This is a genomic window from Aquitalea magnusonii, from assembly GCF_003202035.1.
Classification (GTDB): Bacteria; Pseudomonadota; Gammaproteobacteria; order Burkholderiales; family Chromobacteriaceae; genus Aquitalea; species Aquitalea magnusonii.
This window is the reverse complement of the sequence record NZ_QJKC01000012.1, coordinates 119,422-142,157: the sequence shown is the minus strand read 5'-3', so window position 1 is coordinate 142,157 and position 22,736 is coordinate 119,422. Positions and strand designations below refer to the sequence as shown.

Sequence of the window (22,736 nt, the reverse complement as noted above, 5' to 3'; positions counted from 1 at the left end):
CCCTGTATTTCATCGCCCGCGGCCTGCCTTCGGCGCGCGTTATACTGGAAGCTCTTCCACTTTCTGGCGACCCCCACCATGCGCATCGCTGTTTTCGATACCAAAAACTACGACCGTCAAAGCCTGGATCTTGCCAACCAGCAGTTTGGCCATCACTTGAGCTATTTTGAACCCCGGCTCAATCGGGACACGCTGGAGCTGGTGCATGACGTTGAGGCGGTCTGTCCCTTTGTCAATGACCGGCTGGATGGCGAGGTCATCGCCCGTCTGGCGCAACGTGGCGTGCGCCTGATCACCTTGCGTTGTGCCGGCTTCAACGGGGTGGACCTGGCGGCGTGTCAGCAGCACGGCATCGTGGTGACCCGGGTGCCGGCCTATTCGCCGCACGCGGTGGCCGAGCATGCCTTTGCCCTGTTATTGGCGGTGGTGCGGCGCATCCACAAATCCTATGTGCGGGTGCGTGAAATGGATTTCTCACTGGATGGGCTGGTGGGTTTCGACCTGTATCGCAAGACCATTTCCCTTTGATGGTATTCGCGATGGTGATGCTCAGGCCCAGAATTTTGGTGTAAGACATCTCCGCATGGGTCATAAACCCAGTTTGATGCTTGTTCCGTATCGAGGCATGCCTGATGTTGAAAAGTTTTGAGAAATGCTCATTGTTTTATGTAACGACATGCCAGATGGTTAGGCAGAAACTGGTATGGCAGGTAGAATGTAGGTTTTAATCGATTTGTCTACCTGCCGGTATACGGTTGGCAACGGCCTGGTCCATGCGTACATCCTTCCCATCTAAAGACTCGAATCCTCACCTTACCTATCGCCCTGACATTGATGGCTTGCGTGCAGTGGCTATCTTGGCTGTGCTGTTGTATCACGCTTTTCCAAACCAGTTTCACGGCGGTTTTGTGGGTGTGGATATTTTCTTTGTGATTTCTGGTTACCTGATTTCCAGCATCATTTTTAAAGGCCTTGAGAGCAAAAAATTCAGTTTTATAGATTTCTATGTGCACAGGGTTAAAAGGATTTTTCCAGCACTTATTCTCGTGTTACTTACCGCATTTGGTATCGGTTGGTTCTTGTTGTTGCCAGATGAGTTTAGGCAATTGGGTAAGCATATGGCAACGGGGAGTGGTTTTGTACAGAACATCGTGCTATGGAAAGAGACTGGCTATTTTGATAATGCCTCAGAACTCAAACCATTGGTACATTTATGGTCACTTGCTGTAGAAGAGCAATTTTATCTGATTTTTCCTGCCTTGATGTGGTTAGTGTGGCGTTTTGGCCTGAATGCGTTAATGGTCGTGTTAGTGATTGCCTTGTTTTCATTCAGTCAAAATTTGCATGAAACGTTTCGTGATATAGTTAAAGCTTATTTTTTACCGCAAACCAGGTTTTGGGAGCTGCTTGCAGGTTCTATTCTTGCATATGCACGTATTTTTAAGAATGATAGATTTTTGGTCGGGGCGAGGCGGTTTTTTTTAAATCCGGTATTTTTCAGAAGTTTAAGTGCTGAAGGAGAGTCGCGAGATATACTAAATAATGCCTTATCTGCTTTTGGTTTTTTTGTGGCGGTTATGGCGGTTTTTGTTATTGATAAAAATAGACTATTCCCAGGGTGGTGGGCGTTAGCTCCAGTTATTGCTGCATGTCTGATGATTTTGGCAGGTCCCGGGTCTTGGGTTAATAAGAATATTCTTGCAAATAAAATAATGGTTTGGGTCGGTTTGATTAGCTATCCACTTTATCTTTGGCATTGGCTTGTTTTGTCAATGATACGAATTGTTAATAATGGATTGCTGACAAATTATGCAGCATGTTTTGCTATCGTTGTAAGCTTTGTTTTAGCATGGTTGACTTATAAGTTGATAGAGCGACCCGTAAGGCTAGGTAATCGGGAGTGGTGGGCCCCTGTTTTGGTTGCACTATTGGTGGTTGTCGGCTTGTTGGGAGCTGTCACTTTTAAGAAGGATGGCTTCGAGTTCCGAGAAGAAGTTCGCAGTAGTAAGAAATTGTTTGATGGGCTTTCGCTAAATCCGGCTGGAATTAATTATCCGAGTTGCTCAGAGTTGTTGAAAAAGACTAGTGGTATTAATTATTGTCTTCAGTCAAAGAAGGGTGAGCCGAATTATGCAATAGTTGGCGATAGCCATGCGGAGCATCTCTTTTATGGTGTTGCTGCTCAAAGCAAATACAATTGGGCATTGTTGGCTAATTCAAGTTGTCCCCCGCTGTTAGGTGCGGGTGTGGTTTCTGATCGAGGTCTGGATTGCCAGAAAATGATGAACGACATCATGCAGTATGTTGCAAAGTCGGAAAAAATAAAGACAGTGGTTTTTTCATTTTTTGGAAATTATGAATTGGATTCTGGCTTTGCGGCGGATCATGTAAGCGGAGCCGGGAAGTGGTCTGATTTGAGGATTACTGGAGACAAGCCCGGTTCAAAGATTGATTTGTTTTATTATGGATTGAATAATTCAATTGAGTATATGGAGCGGAGTGGTAAGTCGGTTGTTTTGGTTGTAGATATTCCAGAAATTCCATTTTACCCGAGAGGCTGTATTGGGCGTTCATTCTTGCCTGGTGCTGTTGAGAATTGTTACGTCTCCAGGGAAGTGACAAATGACAGGCAAAAAGTATTACGAGAAATGGTGGCGAAGCTGAAGGTTGTGCATCCTAATTTGCAGGTTTTTGATTCGATTCCATATTTTTGCGATGAAAAGAAATGTAATGTCATTGTGGGTGGTAATTTAATGTACCGAGATTCGCACCATTTGGGGATTTATGGAAGTTCGTACCTTGGTGGTGAATTGATCAGATGGCTTGCTAGTCGTGGTATCGGTTAAGCCTAGCTCTGTTGGAGTCCTATACGGTCAAGGTTTGTAAGTAATCCACCAGGTACCAGCAACCAATTCCCTGCAGCTTGCTGCACGGTAGTAAAAACCCCGATCAAGCCTTGCTTGACGGGGTTTTTGCATATGGGGCCCTGTATTTCATCGCCCGCGGCCTGCCTTCGGCGCGCGTTATACTGGAAGCTCTTCCACTTTCTGGCGACCCCCACCATGCGCATCGCTGTTTTCGATACCAAAAACTACGACCGTCAAAGCCTGGATCTTGCCAACCAGCAGTTTGGCCATCACTTGAGCTATTTTGAACCCCGGCTCAATCGGGACACGCTGGAGCTGGTGCATGACGTTGAGGCGGTCTGTCCCTTTGTCAATGACCGGCTGGATGGCGAGGTCATCGCCCGTCTGGCGCAACGTGGCGTGCGCCTGATCACCTTGCGTTGTGCCGGCTTCAACGGGGTGGACCTGGCGGCGTGTCAGCAGCACGGCATCGTGGTGACCCGGGTGCCGGCCTATTCGCCGCACGCGGTGGCCGAGCATGCCTTTGCCCTGTTATTGGCGGTGGTGCGGCGCATCCACAAATCCTATGTGCGGGTGCGTGAAATGGATTTCTCACTGGATGGGCTGGTGGGTTTCGACCTGTATCGCAAGACCATGGGGGTGGTGGGAACCGGTCGCATCGGTCAGGCCACGATAGCCATTGCCAAGGGCTTTGGCATGCGGGTGCTGGCTTTCGATGTCTATCCCCAGGCAGGGCTGGACCAGCAGCTGGGCTTTGAATATGTGTCGATGGCGCAATTGCTGCAGCAGTGCGATGTGGTCAGCCTGCATTTGCCGCTGACAGCGCAAACCCAGCACATGATCAATGCCGATGCGCTGGCCGGCATGAAAAGCGGTGCGGTACTGATCAATACCAGTCGTGGGGCGCTGGTGGACACCACGGCCCTGATTGCGGCGCTGAAGGATGGCCGGCTGGCCGGGGTGGGGCTGGATGTGTATGAGATGGAGGAGGGGGTGTTTTTCGAAAACCACTCGGAAGTCGGCCTGCAGGATGACCAGCTGGCGCGCCTGCTGACCTTTCCCAATGTGCTGGTCACGGCGCACCAGGGTTTTCTCACCCGCGAGGCGCTGGACAATATCGCTGAAACCACGCTGGCCAACGCCACGGCTTTCGAGCAGGGGCTGGCGCTGGCCAACAAGGTGGGAAGCTGACGATCCAGGCCGGCCAGCCCGGGTTCAGGCCAGCTGGCGGCGGAATACCCAGCGCTGGCTGTCTGACTCGGTCGCCTCGAACCGGTAGCCCGCCAGATTGAAGTCCTGCAGTGCTTCCGGCGTGTCTGCCGCATGCAGGGCGGCCCAGCGTGCCATCAGGCCGCGCGCCTGTTTGGCGTAGAAGCTGATGATCTTGTACTGGCCGTTCTTGAAATCCTGGAATACCGGGGTAATCAGCCGGCCATGCAATTGGGCCGGTTTGACCGATTTGAAATACTCGTCGGAGGCCAGGTTGATTAGTGTCGGGTTTTCTGCTGCCTCCAGCAGCTGATTCAGGGCGGCGGTAATACGCTCTCCCCAGAAGGCATACAGATTGGCTCCACGCGGATTGGCCAGCTTCGTGCCCATTTCCAGCCGGTAGGCTTGCATCAGGTCCAGCGGGCGCAGCAGGCCATACAGCCCGGACAGGATGCGCAGATGCTGTTGCAGATAGTCGAGCTGTGCTTCGTTCAGACTGGCGGCATCCAGCCCCTCGTAAACATCTCCCATGAAGGCCAGCACGGCTTGCTTGGCATTGTCCGGGGTGAAGTCGGGGGTCCAGTCGTGATAGCGGCCCACATTCAGGGTGGCCAGCGTGTCGCTGATATTCATCAGGTGGGCAATATCTGCCGGGCTTTTTTCGCGCAATACCGTGATCAGTTGCTGACTGTCGGCCAGAAAATCAGGCCGAGTGTAGCGCGTGGTATGGGAGGGCGTGGTGTAGTCCAGCGTTTTGGCCGGCGAGAGTACCATCAACATGAGGCGGATCCTTGCTGCGGAGTAGGGGGAATTGTAGCGGAGACAGCGGCTTAGTGCGCCGGCTCCATGAGTCTGGCGCGGCCGGATACGCGAATCGAGCTGCCTTGTTCTGGCGGAATGGCCGCATGCAGGCAAGAGCGCTGGCCCATGTCCTCGCCTTGTATCACCTCGATATGGCCACCATGCTCCCAGCCGATATCGCGCAGATAACCGGCCAGGGCGGCGGTGGCGGCGCCGGTGGCCGGGTCTTCATACACGCCGCCGGCGGCAAAGGCATTGCGGCTGTGAAAGCATTGCCGGTTTTCTGCCCATAGCAGCAGGATGGTGGTGAGGCCGGCACGGCGCATCAAGTCGCGTCCTGCTTCCAGTGAATAGCGCATGGCGGACAGGGTGGCACGCTCCTGCACCGCCAGCAGCAGGTGGTCGGCACCGGCATGAATCAGGGCTGGAGGCAGCTCGGGGGAAAGCTGGGCGGGGCTCAGTCCGAACAAGGCGAGCACCTCTTGCAGCAAGGCGGCTGCTACCGGTGCACTGCGGGTCGGTGGTGATTGCAGGGCGGCGCTGAGCCGGCCGGCCTGATACTGGCCACTGACGCTGATGCTGGCCTGATTCAGCTGCAGGGGAAAGTCGCCATCGCCGTAGTGCATGGCCAGCGCTGCCCCCAGCGCAATGGTGGCATGTCCGCAAAACGGCACTTCTGCTTCCGGGGAAAAATAGCGCACCCGCCAGCCCTGGCCTTGCGGCATGGCAAAGACGGTTTCCGAGAAGCCCAGCTCGGCGGCAATGGCTTGCATTTCACGGTCAGCGGGCAGGGTGGGCTGGATGACTACGCCGGCCGGGTTGCCCCCGCGCTCGCCATCGGAAAAGGCGGCAATCTTCAGAATATTCATCACGCGCTCCCAGCGGGTAGAATGGCAGGTCAGACTTCAGGAGATGTGGGCATGCGGGTCGTAGTTCAACGGGTGAGTGCAGCAAGCGTGACGGTTGCCGGCGAGGTATGCGGGCAGATTGGCCCCGGCCTGCTGCTGCTGGTGGGGGTGGAAGAGGTGGATGGCCAGCAGGATATCGACTGGCTGGTACGCAAGATCAGCCAGCTGCGCATTTTCAATGATGATGCCGGGGTGATGAATCTTTCCCTGCTGGAGCAGGGCGGCGAGGTGCTGGCGGTCAGCCAGTTCACCCTGTTTGCTTCCACGCGCAAGGGCAATCGGCCTTCCTATAGCCGGGCGGCGCGTGGTGATATTTCCAGACCACTGTTCGAACAGTTTGTTGACAGCCTCAGCCGGGTACTCGGCCGCGCCGTGCCTACCGGGGTTTTTGGGGCGGATATGCAGGTTGCGCTGGTCAATGACGGGCCGGTGACCATTTTGCTGGACAGCCGCGACCCCGAGTAAGTGCTGGCCTGACCGCTGGCAGACAAGAAAAAACCCGCGACAGCGGGTTTTTCATTGGCAGGCTCAGGGGAGTTACAGGCCCTGGGTCTCGATGCGCACGCGCTGGCCTGGTTGCAGGCGGGTCAGCTGGTTGGCGTCGTTCCAGCGCTGGATGTCAGCGTGATTGACACCGAAGCGGCGGGCGATGCTGTAGACGGTATCGCCACGCTGCACCACGTATTCGGCCGGTACCGCTCCGCTCGCCGGGGCGATGCTGCTGCTGACCTTGACCAGGGCCTCATCCTGCGCACTGGGCGCCGGTACTGCCTCTGCCAGCATGGTATTGGCAGCCAGCGGATTGCCCTTGACCTTGATGACCTGCCCCAGCTTGACGGTGTTATCCGTCAGGTTGTTGAAGGCTTTCAGGTCGGCCACGCTGACATTGTAGCGGCGGGCGATATTGAACAGGGTATCGCCACTGGCAACAGTATGCTGGCTGGCAGCCGGGTTGACGCTGGCCAGGCGGGCTTCCAGCGGCTTGGGTGGCGGCGTGTTGCCGGAGGGCAGGCTGGGTGCTTCCGCCTTGGCCAGCAATACCGGTTTGGCCGCTGCGGCCGGTGCGGCGCTCTGCGCCGGTTTGACCACCGGTGTGCTGTCGGCAATGATCGTCGGTTGTGTTGGGGCAGCCGTGCTGGCAACCGTCGGCGCGGCCGCGCTGGCTGCTGCGACGGCTAGCGGCTTGCTGCTGACTGGCTGCGCTTTGGCGATGCTGGCGGGCGCAGCACTAGCCAGCACCGGCGTCTCTGCACTGCTGGCAAGCACCGGCGAACTTGTCACCGTGGTCGTGCTGGCGATCAGGCTGGTGCCATCCCCCAGGTTGCCATCACCGGCATCCAGCGGGCTGGCGCCGTCACTCTTGCCACGCAAGGCAACCAGTACCGGGCGACCGGCCGCCAGATTGCGCGAGCCTACCTTGTTGACGTTTTGCAGCTCGGCGGTGCTCATGCCATAGCGCTCGGCCACGGTGGTGATGTTTTCATCCGTGCTCGGGGTGTATACCTGCCAGCTGAGCAAGGGTTTGTTCCAGTGCGACAGGTTGTAATCGAACTTGTCGGCCTTGGACAGCGGGATCAGCATCTGCCGGCCCGGCTTGTGGGCGTATACCGGCAGATTGAAGGCAGGATTCAGTTCCTTGAATTCGGCAACGGAAATGCCGGCCATCTTGGCCGCTACCTCGATGTCCATGTGACGACCGGTGGACACCGCGACGAAATAGGGCTTGTTGGGGAATTTATCCAGCTTGACGCCGAATTTTTCCGGCTGGCTGAGAATGTTGCGCACGGCAATCAGCTTGGGAGCGTAATTGCGTGTCTCATTCGGCATCTTGATGTTTTCGTAGGTCGGCTCAAGACCGGCGGCCTGGGCACGGGCAATGGCGCGCGCCAGATTGCCCTCGCCCCAGTTGTAGGCGGCCAGTGCCAGATTCCAGTCGCCAAACTGCGCGTACAGATTCTGCAGATAATCCAGCGCGGCGCGGGTGGCTTCCATCACATCGCGGCGACCATCGTACCACCAGGTCTGTTCCAGGCCGTAATGACGGCCGGTAGCCGGCATGAACTGCCACAGCCCGGCTGCACCTACCGGTGAATTGGCGGTGGGGACAAAGGCGCTTTCCACGATGGGCAGGAAGGCGATTTCGGTCGGCATGCCACGGCGTTCCACTTCATTCATGATGTGAAACAGGTATTTGTGGCTGCGGTCCAGCATGCGTTTGAAGTATTCGGGCTTGCTGCTGTAGAGACGTTCCTGCTTGCGGACGATGTCGGCGTTGACTTCGGTCAGCTGGAAACCTTCGCGCGCGCGTTCCCAGACATTGTCGCCATTACGCAGCAGACTGGAGTTCAGCAGCATCATGTCCAGGCCGGCGGCCTGGGCTTCGTCGACGCCGACTGACTGGCGGAAGGCCCCTGAATCGGCATGTGCCAAGGATGAAACGGAAAATGCAAATGACAACGAAAGTGCCAATGGTGTAATTCTTTTCATTTGGCCAGCCCGGAATTCTGATCTCGGCCGATGCTAAACACCCCCCAAGGGTGTGTCAATCGAAAAAGACAAATCATTTCATGAGCTTTGCTTGAATGAGTCGCTAGATTTAATAAAGATTGGCAGCCAGCCTTTTGGCAAGAATGATCTACCCGGAATGCATGTCAGCGGAAGTTGTTTTTCCATTCGCGCAACACTGTGAACACCTGCAGGCGGTCCTGCAGCGCCTGCCCGGCCTGTCGGCTGGCCTGCTGTTGCACTGCCGGTTTGCTGCAGCGCATGAAGGGGTTGGTGGTTTTCTCCAGCCCCAGCTCGGTGGGCAGCGTGGGCAAACCCATGGCGATCTGCTTTTGATCCAGCAGCTGACGCAGCTGTATCTCGTCATTGTCCGGCTCTACCGCCAGCGCAAACTTGAGATTGGACAAGGTATATTCGTGCGCCGGGTAAAAGCGCGTGGTATCCGGCAGGGCGGCCAGCTTGTCCAGTGAGGCCAGCATCTGGGCCGGGCTGCCTTCAAACAGGCGGCCACAGCCCGCGCCAAAAAGGGTGTCGCCGCAAAACAGCTGGCCATGACCGTAATAGGCCAGGTGGTCCAGTGTGTGGCCGGGCAGGGCTAATACCTCGAACTGATAGCCCTGCCAGTCGATCCGCTCGCCTTCCGCAACGGGCTGATTCACCCCGCTGATCGCCGCCGGCCCATAGACCCTGGCCTGTGGCCAGCGCTGCAACAGCTCGGCCAGTCCGCCACAGTGGTCGGCATGATGATGGGTGATCAGAATGCCTTGCAACGCCAGACCGCCATGCTCCAGAAAGGCGATCAGCGGTGCTGCTTCGCCCGGATCAACTGCAAGTGCGCCGGTGCCCTGCTGCAAAACCCAGATATAATTGTCGGCAAATGCCCGAACGGGGGTAATGGTAAACATGGTCGGATCGGACTCCTTCAATGATGCAAGCGTTTTCCACGTGGCTGGCCACGACCGAACTGGGACATTACCTGCTGGAGTGCGAACAGGCGTTTTTCGATCGGGCTGTTGCCGATATTTTCGGTTTTCATGCAGTGCAGATGGGCCTGCCGGAGGTGGACTTCCTGGCGGCCAACCGCATTCCCTGGCAATGCCGGGCGGCGGAAAGCGGTGAGGCGGCGCAGATCATCTGTCACCCGGCCCAACTGCCTTTTGAATCGCGCAGCCTCGATCTGCTGGTGATGCCGCATCTGCTGGATTTTACCACCGAGCCGCACCAGGTACTGCGCGAGGTGGAAAGAGTGCTGGTGCCGGAAGGGCGTCTGTTGATGACCGGCTTCAATCCGGTGTCCCTGTGGGGGGTGCGCCGCCTGATACAAGGGCGGGCGGACACGCCGTGGCGTGGCAACTTTTTCCCGCTGATCCGCATCCGCGACTGGTTGAAGCTGCTCGATCTGGAGCCGGTCGCCGGCTGTTTCATGGCTTATGCCCCCCCCGTTTCGCAGCGCGACTGGCTGGAGCGCTTTGGTTTCCTGGAGCGCGCAGGCGACAAATGGTGGCCGCTGGCCGCCGGTGTATATGGCATCGAGGCCATCAAGCGCCAGCGCGGCATGCGGCTGATTACCCCCAAGTGGAAAGCCGCCAAGTCGGCACAGGGGCTGGTGGTGGCCGCCGGCAACGAACGCCACCCTACCCGCAAGCAAGCCGCCACCACCGCCGGTGCGCGGCAGCCTGCACAGAATGACCATGCCCGGTCGGCAGGACGGGGCGGAACTGACAGAGACACATGACAACTGAAGATCGCGTTGAGATTTATACCGATGGTGCCTGCAAGGGCAATCCGGGCCCCGGTGGCTGGGGTGCGCTGCTGCGTTTCAAGGACAAGGAAAAGGAATTGTTTGGTGGCGAGCACGGCACCACCAACAACCGCATGGAGCTGCTGGCGGTGATTCGCGCGCTGGAGGCATTGAACCGGCCTTGCAGTGTGGTGGTCTACACCGACTCGCAATATGTGCAGAAAGGCATTTCCGAGTGGATCCACGGCTGGAAGGCCCGTGGCTGGAAAACCGCCGCCAAGGAACCCGTGAAGAATGCCGATCTGTGGCAGGCGCTCGATGCCGAGCGCAACCGTCACACCCATGTCGAGTGGCGCTGGGTCAAGGGCCATGCCGGCCATGAGTTCAACGAACGCGCCGACCAGCTGGCCAACCGTGGCGTCGACACCCTGTAAATCCCCCTGACAGAGTTATTGATTGCGACCGGCGCAGGCCGGTTCGCCTGAAAGCAGCAGCATGAGACAGATCATTCTCGATACTGAAACCACCGGCCTCGATCCCGATCAGGGCCATCGCATCATTGAATTCGCCGGGCTGGAAATGGTGAACCGCAAGCTCACCGGCAAGCATCTGCATCTGTACATTCACCCGGAGCGCGATATCGACCCGGATGCCGAACGGGTGCACGGCATTTCGCTGGCCTCGCTGGAGGGCAAGCCGCGCTTTGCCCAGGTGGCGGCCGAGCTGGCCGACTTCATGCGCGGGGCCGAGCTGATCATTCATAACGCGCCGTTTGACGTCAAATTCCTCAATGCCGAATTCGACCGCCTGGGCCTGCCGCTCGTCAAGGATGTGGCGGCGCAGGTGACCGACACCCTGGCCATGGCGCGCGACCAATTTCCCGGCAAGCGCAACAGCCTGGACGCCTTGTGCGACCGCTTTGAAATCGACCGCTCCAACCGTACCCTGCACGGTGCGCTGATCGACTGCGAACTGCTGTCGGAAGTCTATCTGTGGATGACCCGCGGCCAGGAAAGCCTGGTCATGGACATCGATGTCGACAACGGCAGCCAGCAAGCCGGCGACATCCATTTCGAGCGCAAGCCGCTGTCGGTACGCCGGGCCAGCGAGGAAGAACTGGCCGCACACCAGAGCTATCTGGGCGAGCTGGACAAGGCGGTCAAGGGCAGTTGCCTGTGGCGCACGCTGGAGAACCCGCCGTCAGGGGAGGCCGCATGAGCCGCTATCTTGCCCTGGTGCCGGCCGCCGGTTCCGGCAGCCGCTTTGGCGGCCCCAGCCCCAAGCAATACCTGCAACTGAACAATCGTCCGCTGATGTGGCACACCTTGCAGGTCTTGTCGCAGGTGGCAGCCATCAGCCGGGTGGTGGTGGTGATCTCGCCCGGTGACGAATGGTTTGATGATTTCGAATGGGACCTGCCCAAGCTCAGCGTGCTGCGCGTGGGCGGTGCCAGCCGCGCCGAAAGCGTGCGCAATGGCTTGCAGGCCATGGAGGCCGGCGAGCAGGACTGGGTGCTGGTGCATGATGCCGCCCGCTGCTGCCTGTCGGTGGCGGCGGTGGAGCGGCTGATTGCCACCCTGGCTGACGATGCGGTAGGCGGCCTGCTGGCCTTGCCGGTGCCGGATACGGTGAAGCGGGCGGATGGCGAAGGCCGCATCAGTGCCACCGTGCCGCGCCAGGGGCTGTGGCTGGCGCAGACGCCGCAAATGTTCCGTGCCGGGCTGCTGGCCGAGGCACTGGCCGCGGCCACGGTGGCGGATATCACCGACGAAGCCTCCGCCGTGGAGCAATATGGACACAAGCCGCGGCTGGTGGAAGGCGATGCGCAGAATTTCAAGGTGACCTACCCGCGCGATCTGGCACTGGCGCGTGCCATTCTGGCCGCAAGAAAGGAGTGAACAGCATGTTCCGAGTTGGACAAGGTTACGATGTGCATCAGCTGGTGGAAGGCCGCCCGTTGATCCTGGGCGGCGTGACCATCCCGCACAGCCATGGCCTGCTGGGGCATTCCGATGCCGATGCCCTGCTGCATGCCATTACTGATGCCATACTGGGAGCAGCCGCGCTGGGCGATATCGGCCGGCACTTTCCGGATACCGATGCCCGTTTCAAGGGGGCGGACAGCCGGGTATTGCTGCGCGAAGCGGCGGCACGGGTAAGGGCGGCCGGCTGGCAGGTGGTGAATGTGGACGCCACGCTGATCGCACAGCGCCCCAAGCTGGCACCGCACATCGATGCCATGTGCGCCTGCATTGCCGCCGATCTGGGCATTGCCGTGAATGCGGTCAATGTGAAGGGCAAGACCAATGAAAAGCTGGGCTATCTGGGACGTGGCGAGGCAATCGAAGCGCAGGCCATCTGCCTGCTGATGCCGGCGCAGTGATGGCTGGCGCACCGACAGATGCCAGCCGATGTGGGATAATCCCTGTCTGAATGCGGAATCGAACTCACCTGATGGAGGTATCAACATGCTGACCCAAGACCAACTCAAGCTGGCCGTGGCCCAAAAGGCGCTGGAATTCGTGCCGGACGACTGTATCGTCGGTGTGGGCACTGGCAGCACGGTCAATCTTTTCATTGAAGAACTGGCCACCATCAAAGGCCGTATCAAGGGCGCGGTCTCCAGCTCGGAAGCCTCCACCGCCCGCCTGAAAGCGCATCACATCCCGGTATTCGAGCTGAACGAGGTGGAAAAGCTCGAGGTGTACATCGACGGTGCCGACGAAATCAACCACCACCTGCACATGATCAAGGGCGGTGGCGCCGCGCTGACCCGCGAGAAAATCGTGGCCAGCGTGGCCGATCAGTTCATCTGCATCGCCGATGAAAGCAAGTATGTGCTCAAGCTGGGCAAGTTTCCGCTGCCGATCGAAGTCATTCCGATGGCCCGCAGCTCGGTGGCCCGCCAGCTGGTGGCACTGGGTGGCCACCCGGAACTGCGCCAGGGCGTGGTGACCGACAATGGCAACCTGATTCTCGATGTGCACGGCCTCACCATCAACACCCCGGTGGAGCTGGAAGAAGCCATCAACCATATCGCCGGCGTCGTGACCTGTGGCCTGTTTGCCCGTCGTCGCGCCGATGTGCTGGTGCTGGGCCGCCAGGATGGCGTGGAAGTCATCCGCTAAGCCCTTTGTCGCATGCCGCCGGGCCTGTCGCTGACAGGCCCGTTTTGATTAAATGTCATCAGCCTGTCATCAGGCCGGCTTACCATCATCTATTCATTGCAATCCGGATTCGTTCAAGAGGCAGACATGGCAGAACACATCTCCAAGCAGTTCGACATGGAACTGGAAACCATCCGCACCCGCGTCCTGCAAATGGGCGGTCTGGTGGAACAACAGATCCTCTCTGCTATCGATGCGCTCATGTCCGGTGACATCGCCAAGTTCGACAAGGTGATTACCGAAGACGCGCTGGTCAATTCGATGGAAGTCACCATCGACGATGATTGCCAGCACATCATCGCGCGCCGTCAGCCGGCCGCCAGCGACCTGCGCATCATCATCACCGTGATCAAGACTATTACCGATCTGGAGCGCATCGGTGACGAGGCGCAAAAAATCGCGCGCATGGGCAAAACCATCTACCAGTCCGAGCGCTACCAGATGCCGCGCTTCCGCGAAATCCGCAAGATGGCGGAAGTGGCCCTGGCCATGCTGCGCCGCGCACTGGACGCCTTTGCCCGGCTGGATGCCAGCGCGGCACTGGAACTGGCCGAAGAAGACATGCGCCTGGACGACGACTTTGCCGCCGAGCTGCGCCAGCTGATCACCTTCATGATGGAAGACCCGCGCACCATCAGCATGTCCATCGACACCCTGTTCATTTCCAAGGCCATCGAGCGCATTGGCGACCATTCCAAGAACATCTCCGAGTACGTGGTTTACCTGGTGAAGGGCAAGGATATCCGCCATACCTCGCTGGAAGACATCAAGCGGGAAACCCTGGGTCACTGATCAAGCGCAATGACGCAACAGCACGAATGGCGGTAACATCGCGCATGTTACTGCCATTTTTTATTGAATAATCCATGGCGTGGCCGCTTACAGGCTGAGCCCTGAGCATGGCCGCGCAGCAAACCATATTGGAAAAGGCTAGCCTTTGACCACAACCCTGCCCACCCCGGATGTGCTGGCCACGGTCGACCTGGGGTCCAACACCTTCCGTCTGCAAGTGTCCCGTGTTGTAGAAGACCAGCTGTACCCGCTGGATGCCATGAAAGAAACCGTGCGTCTGGGCGCGGGCCTGACTGCCGACAAATACCTGGACGACGCCACCCAGGAAAAAGCCCTGGCCTGCATGGCCCGCTTTGGCGAGCGCCTGCGCGGCTTCAGCCCGGCCCAGGTGCGCATCGTCGGCACCAATACCCTGCGGGTAGCCAAAAACTCGGCCGATTTCATTCAGCGCGCCGAAGCGCTGCTGGGCTTTCCCATCGAAATCATCGCCGGACGCGAAGAAGCACGGCTGGTGTATATCGGTGCGGCGCACTCCCTGCCCGCCACCAAGGAAAGACGGCTGGTGGTGGATATTGGCGGCGGTTCGACCGAATTTGTCATCGGCAGCCAGTTCAAGGCCCATGTAACCGAAAGCCTGCCGCTGGGCTGTGTCAGCTACAGCATGCGCTATTTTGCCGATGGCAAGCTCAGCCGCAGCAATTTTGCCGATGCCACACTGGCGGCGCGCAATGAAATCCAGCGCATCACCACCGAATACCGCCCGGAAGAATGGCAACTGGCGGTGGGGACCTCGGGCACCGCCCGTTCCTTGCGCGACATCCTGGAAATCAACGACTGGTCGGCTTCCGACATCACGCTGGAAGGCATGCTGCAACTGCGTGCCGAACTGATCAAGCGCGAATCCCTGAAAAACGTCAGCCTGAACGGCCTGAAGGCCGACCGCCTGCCGGTGCTGCCGGGCGGGCTGGCCATCATGATCGCCATTTTCGAAGAACTTGGCATCAGCAAGATGACCGTGGCCGAAGGCGCGTTGCGCGATGGCGTGCTCTACGACCTGCTGGGGCGCCAGCGCGAAAAGGACATGCGCGAAAGCACGGTGCAGCTGTTCAAGCGCCGTTATCACGTGGATGTGCCGCAAAGCGAGCGGGTGCAGGCCCTGGCCGAGCGGCTGTACCGCATGGTGGCGGGCGAGGATGTGGACCAGGACATGCTCAAGCGGCTGATCTGGGCGGCCCGGCTACATGAAATCGGCCTGACCATCGCCCATACCGCTTACCACAAGCATTCGGCCTATATCCTGCAAAATGCCGATATGCCGGGTTTTTCCAAGCGCGAACAGGCCATGCTGGCCACCATCGTGCTGGGCCATCGCGGCGACATGGGCAAGATGCAGCAGGTGGTGAACGACCCCGCCTTGTGGCAGGCCGTGGTCGCGCTGCGCCTGGCGGTATTGTTCTATCGCAGCCGCATGGCCATCACCCTGCCGGAATTGCTCGACCTCAAGCTGGATGTGAAAGGTTTTGTGCTGACCATGAGTCAGAATTGGCTGAATGATAATCCGCTGACTGCCAGCGCCTTCCGTCAGGAAGTGTTGCAGTGGAAGAATGTCGGTTTCGAACTCGACGTCAGCCAGCTTTAATCATGCGCCATGCCGAAGTGAAACAACGGGTGCCCAGCCTGGGCGAGGCACCCGGCAGCCTGCTGCCAGTCGGCGAGCAGAAACTCTCCAGCTCCAGCCTGGCCCTGGTGGAATTCGGGCCGCAGCAGCTGACTGAAAACCGTTTTGACAGCATTGCCGCCGGGCTGGCCCATCAGCCGGCGCAGCCGATACAGTGGCTGAATGTCTATGGCCTGCACGACCCCGCCGTGATGCAGGCCATCGGCGAGCGATTCCAGCTGCACCCGCTGGTGCAGGAGGACATTCTCAATAATCGTCAGCGTCCCAAGCTGGAAGACTATGGCGACTATCTGTTCATCGCCACGCGGGTGTTCGATTTTCCCAAAAACGGTGGCCGGCTCAGTTATGACCAGATGTATCTGGTGGTGGGAGAAAACTTTGTCCTGAGTTTTCAGGAAAGGCCGACCGGGGTGTTCGAGCCGGTGCGCGAACGGCTGCGCAATCCGCACAGCGTGCTGCGCGGCAAGGGCGCGGACTATCTGGCGTATTCACTGCTGGATGCCATCATCGACGATTATTTCGGCGTGCTCAGCCAGTTTACCGAGCATGTCGAGCGGACGGACCAGCTGCTGCTGCGTGGCCGCGAAGTGGGTGTGCTCAACAAGGTGCAGCGGCTGAAACATGATTGTCTCAAGCTGCGCCGCTCCATCCTGCCCCTGCGCGAGATGCTGCTGACCATGACCCGTGGCGAATTCATCCTGATCCGGCAGGAAACCCAGGTCTATCTGCGCGATGCCTATGACCACACCATGCATGTCATCGAATCGCTGGAAATGTCACGCGAAATGGTGGCCGACATGCTGGACCTGTATCTGTCCACCCAGTCGCACCGGCTGAACCTGCAAATGCGCGTGCTGACCGTGTTCAGCATGATCTTCATGCCCTTGACCCTGATTGCCGGCATCTATGGCATGAACTTTGAAAACATGCCGGAGCTGCACTGGCACTATGGCTATTTTGCCGTGCTGGGGCTGATGGCCGCCATTGCCGGCGGGCTGATCTGGCTGTTCTGGAAGCGTAACTGGATCTGACGTGCATCCTGTTGCATCCGCTGCCGCAGCGCGCAGGCCCTGCGGCTTTTTCATGCCTGGCGTTTGCTTTATGGTGGTGTTCATATACCCCTTGGGGGTATATACTGACATCCCGAGGAGGCCGTCATGAATGAATCTGTCATTACCCTGCCCATTGCCGGAATGCATTGCGCGGCCTGCGCCATCCGCCTGGAGAAGGTGTTGAACCGGCTGGATGGCGTCAGTGCCAGTGTCAACTTCGCCAGCGAACAGGCGCTCATCCGTTACCAGCCGGCGGCCACCAGCATCGCCCAACTGCAGGCGGCCATCGACAAAGCCGGCTTCAGCCTGCCGCAGCAGCAACTGCAACTGGCTATCGCCGGCATGAGCTGTGCCGCCTGCGCGGTGCGTCTGGAAAAAGTGCTGAACAAACTGCCGCTGTGCACTGCCGAGGTCAATTTCGCCACCGCCACTGCCCGCCTGCAGTTTGCCACCGGCACCGTGCAGCCGGCCGACGTGCTGGCAGCGGTGAGCAGGGCCGGCTTCACAGCCACGCTGCAGCAGGATGCCGGCCAGGATGGCACCGCGCAGACGCAGTCATACCGGCGCGAGCTGCTGTGGTTTGCCGCCTCGGCCTTGCTCACCCTGCCATTTTTCCTGGAAATGCTGGCCATGCTGTTCGGCTGGCACCAGCTGATGCTGCCACGCGGCCTGCAACTGGCCCTGGCAACACCGGTGCAGTTCCTCATCGGCTGGCGCTTTTATCGCGGTGCCTGGCATGCGCTGCGCAGCGGCGGGGCCAATATGGATGTGCTGGTGGCGCTGGGCACCAGCATGGCCTGGCTGCTGTCCACCGTGGTCACCCTGGCGGGCTGGCAGCAGCAACATGTGTATTTCGAGGCCAGTGCGGCGGTGATTACCCTGGTATTGCTGGGCAAGCTGCTGGAAGCACGGGCACGCGGCAAGAGTGCCGGGGCCATTGCCAGCCTGCTGCGGCTGGCGCCACGCACGGCGCGCATCGAGCGTGACGGCAGCCTGCAGGAGATCGGGGTGGACCAGTTGCAGGTGGGCGATGTGGTGCTGGTGCGCCACGGTGAAAGCCTGCCGGTGGACGGGGTGGTGCTGGAAGGCAAGGCCAGCCTCGATGAAAGCATGCTGACTGGCGAGAGCATGCCGCTGGCCAAGACGGTGGGCGACAAGGTCTATGCCGCCACCCGCAATCTGCAAGGCATGCTGAAAATACGCGCGGTCAGTGTTGGCGCCCACACCCAGCTGGCGGAAATCATCCGGCTGGTCGGGCAGGCGCAGGGCAGCAAGGCGCCGATCCAGCGGCTGGCCGACCGCATTGCCGGCGTATTCGTGCCGGTGGTGGCCGGCCTGGCGGTGCTGACCCTGTTGCTCAACGGCTGCTGGCTGGGCGACTGGAGCCAGGCATTGATCAATGCGGTGGCGGTGCTGGTGATTGCCTGCCCCTGCGCGCTGGGGCTGGCAACGCCGACCGCCGTGATGGTGGGCGTCGGCAAGGGGGCCAGCCGCGGCATGCTGTTTCGCAATGCCACGGCACTGGAAAGCGCCGGCCGCATCCAGCTGCTGGTGGTGGACAAGACCGGTACGCTGACCGAAGGCCGGCCGCAGCTCAGCCACCTCTGGGCTGCCGATGGCGATCAGGACCAGTTGCTGCGCCTGGCAGCGAGTGCGGAGAGCGGCTCGGAACACCCGCTGGCGCTGGCGCTGCTGCAACAGGCGGCTGCGCGTCAGCTGCCCTTGCTGGCGCTGCAGTCCTTCCGTGCCGAAGTGGGGCAGGGGGTGATTGCCGAGCTGGCAGGATATGGCAGGATACGGGTCGGGCGGCCGGAGTGGGCCTGCAGCCAGCCCTTACCGCCAGAATGGCGTGCACCGGGGCAGAGCGTGATTGCCGTCGCCCGCGATGATGTCTTGCTTGGCCTGCTGGCCGTCGCCGACCGTTTGCGTCCCACCTCGGCCGCCGCGGTGCGCAGCTTGCAGCAAATGGGGGTGCGGGTCATCATGCTGACCGGCGATAATCCATCGACGGCCGCCGCCATCGCTGCCGAGGCCGGCATTGACCACTATCGCGCCGGTTTGCGGCCGCAGGACAAGGCGGATGCGCTGCGCGAACTCCAGGCGACCGGCCTGCAGGTGGCCATGCTGGGCGATGGCATCAACGATGCCCCGGCGCTGGCGCTCGCCGATGTCAGCTTCGCCATGGGTGGCGGCGCGGACGTGGCACTGGAAACCGCCGACATCACCCTGATGCGTGGTGATGTGCAACAGGTGGCCGATGCCATCCGCCTGTCGCGTGCCACCTTGGGAAAAATCCGGCAGAACCTGTTTTTTGCCTTCATCTACAATGCGCTCGGCATTCCGCTGGCGGCATTGGGATTGTTGAATCCGGTACTGGCAGGGGCTGCCATGGCCATGAGTTCGGTGTCGGTAGTCAGCAATTCGCTGCTGCTGCGCCGCTGGAAATAAACGGAAAGGAACGAGCATGAGCGAACTGAAACTGCATATCGAAGGCATGAGCTGCGGCGGCTGCGCCAACAGCATCAGCCAGGTATTGTCCACCATGGCGGGTGTCAGCAGCGCCGAGGTCAGCCTGGAAAGCAAGCAGGCACACGTCGTGTACGATGCGGCGACCGTGTCGCCGGAAGAACTGGCGGCCGCCGTGGTGGATGCCGGCTTCGAGGTCGTCGCCAGCGAATGAATCAGTACCGGCCATCGGTATAAACACTTATACTGCTGTCATTGCAGATGCCGGTCGCGCAGGCCGGCATCAGTCGTTTACAAGCAGACGGCTTCAGGCCGCAGATGACGCGATGATGCGCTTTTTGATCAAGTGGGTGGCAATGTGCTGCGGGCTGGCGGTCTGCAGCAGCTGGGCGCTGGCTGCAACACTGCCGGTGCTGGCAGAAGACAACCTGCCTTTTTCCTATCGGCAGGATGGGGCGATACGGGGCTATTGCACCGACATCGTGCGCGCCACCCTGGCCAGCGCCGGTTTGCCCTACCAGGTGGATATCCAGCCCTGGGCCAGAATCTACACCACCACGCTGGCCCGGCCCGGCACCCTGATGTATCCGGTGGCCAGAACCCCGGAACGCGAGAACAAGTTCAAGTGGATAGGCCCGCTGGTGACCAACCGCATCGCGCTGTTTCGCAAGAAAGGGCGTGGCGACGTGGTGGTGCACAGCCTGGATGATGCCCGGCGCTATCGCATCGGCGTGGTCAATATGGATTTCCGCGAGGAATACCTGCGGCGCAAGGGCTTTGCCGAAGGCGGTGACAAGACCCTGATGGTGGTCAGCTCCAGCGATCTGCTATTGCCGATGTTACAGGCTGGCCGCATCGATCTGGTGCCGCTGGGGCTGGCCAAGTGTGCGCCGCACGGCCTGGATTGCAGCCAGATCGAGCCTGTCTATGTGCTGAGCGAGCTGGAGTCCGGCCTGTACATGGTGTTCAACCGTGATACCAGCGAGGTGCTGGTGCAACAGGTCCGCGCTGGTTTTGAGCATGTCCGTCGCAGCGGCCGGCTGGCACGCATCATGCAACCGCTGCAGCGCATTTACGGCAGCAGCCCGTAAGCGGCTGCCGCTCTGTCCCATCTCCCCCGGGAAGCGCTGACAAAACCTCGTGGAGAATCCGGGCCAAGGCAGCGTAACGCTGGCGCCGGGGTTTTGTTACCGGGTCTTACAACTCGATGCTGATGCCTTGCTCCAGCGGATGCAGGTGCAATAGCGAGGGCAGTTCCTTGCGCACCTGCTCCAGCAGCTGGCTGCGCAGGCTGCTTTCGGTGTGGGTGATCCACACATGGACATTGGGTGGCAGGATTTCCAGCAGCGGCAGCAGCAGGGCGGGGGACATGTGGCCGCCTTTCAGCGCCAGGGCCGACTGCTCGCTCAGATAGCTCAATTCGCAAATCACATCCGTCAATGACGGGACATGGCTGATCCAGTGCCAGAAAGGCAGGCAGGGGCCGGAGTCGCCGGTAAAGGCCAGCGCCCGCCATGGACCTTCCAGCAGCCAGCCCAGTGCCGGCACGCTGTGCTCCGCCGGCAGGGCGGTGGCAATGCCATCGGGCAGGGAGATCGAATCGCCCACTTCCAGTGCATGCAGCCTCACCCATGGCATATTGCCGGGGGCCGCCTTGGTGTAGTCCGGCCACAGCAGGCCGTTGAACATGTGCTGCTGCAACGCGCTGATGGTTTCCTGCTGGGTGTAGACGTCCAGCCCCCTGCCGCCGTGTGTCACATGGGCATCGGCCAGCAAGGGCAGGCTGCCGCTGTGGTCCAGGTGGCTATGGGTCAGCAGTACGGTGTCGATCTGCAACAGCGCGTCGGTATCGAGGTCGGCAACACCGGTGCCACAGTCGATCAGGCAGTTGCCATCGACCAGAAAGCTGGTGGTACGCGCCGCTTGTCCGATACCGGCGGACGCACCCAGAACCTTGACATGCATGTGGAAGCCCTCGCTCATCAGCCCGTTCAATCTGTAGCCAGTGTAGTCGATGGCGCAGCATTGCGCCGGAGCGCATGGTGCGGTGGCCAAGCTGCGCCGGCTTGCGCGGCAGGACGCCTTCAGGCCGGCATGCGGCCGGCGCGCCGGCCCAGCCATTCCAGCGCACTGCACAGCAACAGATAGCCGATGGCCAGCAGGCCGAAGATCTGCAAGGGATAGACCTGCTCGCGGTTGTTGATCTGGGTGGCGACAAAAGTGAATTCCGCCACGCCCACCACATAGGCCAGCGAGCTGTCTTTCAGCAGGGTGATCCACTGGTTGACGAAGGACGGCAACATGGCGCGCAAGGCTGGCGGCAGGATGATGTAGCGCAGGGCTTGCCAGCGGGTCATGCCCAGGGCCTGCGCTGCGCGCCACTGCCCGTCGCCGATGGCATCGATGCCGGCCTTGACCGACTGGCTGAGATAAGCGGCATTGATCAGCGCCAGCGCGGCAATCACCGTCAACACGCCAGGAATGTCGATGCCGAACAGGATCGGCAGCAGAAAATAGCACCAGAAAATCAGCATCAGCACCGGGATGGCCCGCAGGATCTGCACCAGCGTGTTGAGTACCCGGCACAGCCGCGGCCCACCCATGCACAGCGCAACCCCCCCGGCCAGCCCACCCAGCGTGGCCAGCACGCCTGCGGCCAGGCTGATGCCGACGGTGAGCAATAGCCCGCCTGGCTGGCCCTGGGCCAGATTGCCCCACAGCAGATAGTCCAGATTGTCATGCAGCAAGCTCAGCATCATCGGCCAGGCTCCTCGGCGCTGCGCCGGCTCCCGGCCAGCTGTGTTGCGATGACCAGCAGCAGATAGAACAAGGTGGCCACGGCAAAGGCCTGAAAGGCCAGCAGGGTTTCGCTTTCCACCTGGCGAGAGGCATAGGACAGCTCGGCCACGCCAATGGCCATGGTCAGCGAGGTGTTCTTGATGATGGCGGTGTACTGGCCAAGCAGTGGCTGACGAATATGGCGCAATGCCTGCGGCAGCACGACAAGGCGGAAAATCTGCCACTCGCTCATGCCCAGGGCCCGGCCAGCCAGCCGCTGCCCGCTGCCGACGGTGCGCAGGCCAGCGGCCAGTTCTCCGCTGATAAAGCAGGCCGAATACCAGGACAGGGCAATCCAGGCGGCCAGCCATTCAAACGAGGGCCAGGACAGGCTCAAGCCCAGCGGCAGCGCCAGTTGGTGCGGGCTGTTCAGCCATTGCATGGCCTGATCCGGCAGCAGGCCACCCACGCCGAAATACCACAGCAGAACCTGCACCAGCAGCGGTGTGTTGCGATGCAGGCTGCAAAACAGACGGGCAGGCCAGTGCAGTACGCGCAGCGGGCTATCCTGTGCTGCGCACAGCAAGATGCCCAGCAAGCTGGCAGCCAGGCTGACACACAGTGCCAGTGCGGCCGTCATGGCTGCACCATGCAGCAGCCAGCCCAGATAGTGCGGTGCCAGCCAGCCTTGTCCCAGCCAGGAAGGCGGAGTCATCTGTCCATTCTTTCCGTAAGGGGGATGAAAACGCAGAAAACCGACCCGTGCGACCGA

At 60.1% G+C, this 22,736-nt stretch carries 23 protein-coding genes; 16 read left to right on the top strand and 7 right to left on the bottom strand.

The features are described 5' to 3' along the window. The first annotated feature begins 78 nt into the window (after positions 1–78). From DFR38_RS14020 to DFR38_RS14005, 3 genes are all read left to right on the top strand, one after another. The gene (locus tag DFR38_RS14020; protein WP_110313549.1) at positions 79–528 is read left to right on the top strand and encodes a Rossmann-fold NAD(P)-binding domain-containing protein; all 450 of its coding nucleotides are present in this window, start codon (positions 79–81) and stop codon (positions 526–528) included. A gap of 245 nt (positions 529–773) precedes the next feature. After that, positions 774–2,846, top strand: coding sequence for an acyltransferase family protein (locus DFR38_RS14015; RefSeq protein ID WP_082693982.1), 2,073 nt, complete (start codon positions 774–776; stop codon positions 2,844–2,846). Positions 2,847–3,062: 216 nt separating this feature from the next. After that, positions 3,063–4,058: a 2-hydroxyacid dehydrogenase gene (locus tag DFR38_RS14005; protein WP_110313547.1), complete on the top strand. Its 996-nt coding sequence runs from the start codon at positions 3,063–3,065 to the stop codon at positions 4,056–4,058. Between the two features lie 24 nt (positions 4,059–4,082). On the opposite strand, the gene yaaA is transcribed toward DFR38_RS14005, so the two are convergent. Next, positions 4,083–4,856 carry a peroxide stress protein YaaA gene (gene yaaA / locus DFR38_RS14000; protein ID WP_059286950.1) on the bottom strand — a complete coding sequence of 258 codons (774 nt, stop codon included), beginning with the start codon at positions 4,854–4,856 and terminating at the stop codon, positions 4,083–4,085. A gap of 50 nt (positions 4,857–4,906) precedes the next feature. Further along, positions 4,907–5,746, bottom strand: a complete 840-nt coding sequence (locus DFR38_RS13995; protein ID WP_110313546.1) for a PhzF family phenazine biosynthesis protein — start codon at positions 5,744–5,746, stop codon at positions 4,907–4,909. A 51-nt stretch (positions 5,747–5,797) separates the two neighbouring features. Here DFR38_RS13995 and dtd point away from each other — a divergent pair, with 51 nt between their 5' ends. Beyond that, positions 5,798–6,250, top strand: coding sequence for a D-aminoacyl-tRNA deacylase (gene dtd / locus DFR38_RS13990; protein WP_059286949.1), 453 nt, complete (start codon positions 5,798–5,800; stop codon positions 6,248–6,250). A gap of 72 nt (positions 6,251–6,322) precedes the next feature. On the opposite strand, the gene DFR38_RS13985 is transcribed toward dtd, so the two are convergent. Further along, positions 6,323–8,215 (bottom strand): LysM peptidoglycan-binding domain-containing protein, encoded by a 1,893-nt coding sequence (locus tag DFR38_RS13985; protein WP_239688768.1) that lies wholly within the window; start codon positions 8,213–8,215, stop codon positions 6,323–6,325. A gap of 221 nt (positions 8,216–8,436) precedes the next feature. Next, entirely contained in the window at positions 8,437–9,195 is a 759-nt protein-coding gene (gloB, locus tag DFR38_RS13980; protein ID WP_059286951.1) for a hydroxyacylglutathione hydrolase, read from the bottom strand. Between the two features lie 20 nt (positions 9,196–9,215). On the opposite strand from gloB, the gene DFR38_RS13975 reads away from it, so the two are divergent. The 12 genes from DFR38_RS13975 (at position 9,216) to DFR38_RS13920 (ending at position 20,277) form a co-directional block, all read left to right on the top strand. Continuing rightward, positions 9,216–10,025 (top strand): class I SAM-dependent methyltransferase, encoded by an 810-nt coding sequence (locus tag DFR38_RS13975; RefSeq protein ID WP_059286947.1) that lies wholly within the window; start codon positions 9,216–9,218, stop codon positions 10,023–10,025. Further along, a complete protein-coding gene (rnhA, locus tag DFR38_RS13970; RefSeq protein WP_059286946.1) occupies positions 10,022–10,465 on the top strand; it encodes a ribonuclease HI in 444 nt (147 codons plus the stop codon). The genes DFR38_RS13975 and rnhA overlap by 4 nt, the downstream gene beginning before the upstream one ends. 61 nt (positions 10,466–10,526) lie before the next feature. Next, entirely contained in the window at positions 10,527–11,249 is a 723-nt protein-coding gene (gene dnaQ / locus DFR38_RS13965; RefSeq protein WP_059286945.1) for a DNA polymerase III subunit epsilon, read from the top strand. After that, the gene (gene ispD, locus DFR38_RS13960) at positions 11,246–11,929 is read left to right on the top strand and encodes a 2-C-methyl-D-erythritol 4-phosphate cytidylyltransferase (RefSeq protein WP_110313545.1); all 684 of its coding nucleotides are present in this window, start codon (positions 11,246–11,248) and stop codon (positions 11,927–11,929) included. The genes dnaQ and ispD overlap by 4 nt, the downstream gene beginning before the upstream one ends. 5 nt (positions 11,930–11,934) lie before the next feature. After that, a complete protein-coding gene (gene ispF, locus DFR38_RS13955) occupies positions 11,935–12,414 on the top strand; it encodes a 2-C-methyl-D-erythritol 2,4-cyclodiphosphate synthase (RefSeq protein WP_059287288.1) in 480 nt (159 codons plus the stop codon). Positions 12,415–12,499: 85 nt separating this feature from the next. Then, positions 12,500–13,159 (top strand): ribose-5-phosphate isomerase RpiA, encoded by a 660-nt coding sequence (gene rpiA / locus DFR38_RS13950; protein WP_059287285.1) that lies wholly within the window; start codon positions 12,500–12,502, stop codon positions 13,157–13,159. Positions 13,160–13,285: 126 nt separating this feature from the next. Beyond that, complete coding sequence (phoU, locus tag DFR38_RS13945; RefSeq protein WP_059287284.1) at positions 13,286–13,990, top strand: phosphate signaling complex protein PhoU; 705 nt, start codon at positions 13,286–13,288, stop codon at positions 13,988–13,990. A gap of 145 nt (positions 13,991–14,135) precedes the next feature. Further along, positions 14,136–15,629, top strand: a complete 1,494-nt coding sequence (gene ppx / locus DFR38_RS13940; protein ID WP_233170336.1) for an exopolyphosphatase — start codon at positions 14,136–14,138, stop codon at positions 15,627–15,629. 2 nt (positions 15,630–15,631) lie between these two features. Beyond that, positions 15,632–16,699, top strand: coding sequence for a magnesium/cobalt transporter CorA (gene corA, locus DFR38_RS13935; RefSeq protein WP_239688815.1), 1,068 nt, complete (start codon positions 15,632–15,634; stop codon positions 16,697–16,699). Between the two features lie 126 nt (positions 16,700–16,825). Beyond that, the gene (locus tag DFR38_RS13930) at positions 16,826–19,168 is read left to right on the top strand and encodes a heavy metal translocating P-type ATPase (protein WP_110313544.1); all 2,343 of its coding nucleotides are present in this window, start codon (positions 16,826–16,828) and stop codon (positions 19,166–19,168) included. 16 nt (positions 19,169–19,184) lie between these two features. Continuing rightward, positions 19,185–19,400 carry a heavy-metal-associated domain-containing protein gene (locus DFR38_RS13925; RefSeq protein WP_059287180.1) on the top strand — a complete coding sequence of 72 codons (216 nt, stop codon included), beginning with the start codon at positions 19,185–19,187 and terminating at the stop codon, positions 19,398–19,400. Positions 19,401–19,512: 112 nt separating this feature from the next. Next, positions 19,513–20,277 (top strand): substrate-binding periplasmic protein, encoded by a 765-nt coding sequence (locus tag DFR38_RS13920; RefSeq protein ID WP_059287181.1) that lies wholly within the window; start codon positions 19,513–19,515, stop codon positions 20,275–20,277. A gap of 106 nt (positions 20,278–20,383) precedes the next feature. On the opposite strand, the gene DFR38_RS13915 is transcribed toward DFR38_RS13920, so the two are convergent. The 3 genes from DFR38_RS13915 to DFR38_RS13905 form a co-directional block, all read right to left on the bottom strand. Continuing rightward, on the bottom strand, positions 20,384–21,151 hold the full coding sequence (locus DFR38_RS13915) for a 3',5'-cyclic-nucleotide phosphodiesterase (protein ID WP_059287186.1): 768 nt from the start codon (positions 21,149–21,151) through the stop codon (positions 20,384–20,386). A 119-nt stretch (positions 21,152–21,270) separates the two neighbouring features. After that, on the bottom strand, positions 21,271–21,945 hold the full coding sequence (locus DFR38_RS13910; protein WP_059287182.1) for an amino acid ABC transporter permease: 675 nt from the start codon (positions 21,943–21,945) through the stop codon (positions 21,271–21,273). Further along, positions 21,942–22,679, bottom strand: a complete 738-nt coding sequence (locus tag DFR38_RS13905) for an amino acid ABC transporter permease (protein WP_059287183.1) — start codon at positions 22,677–22,679, stop codon at positions 21,942–21,944. Before DFR38_RS13905 ends, DFR38_RS13910 begins: the two co-directional genes overlap by 4 nt. Positions 22,680–22,736: the final 57 nt, after the last annotated feature.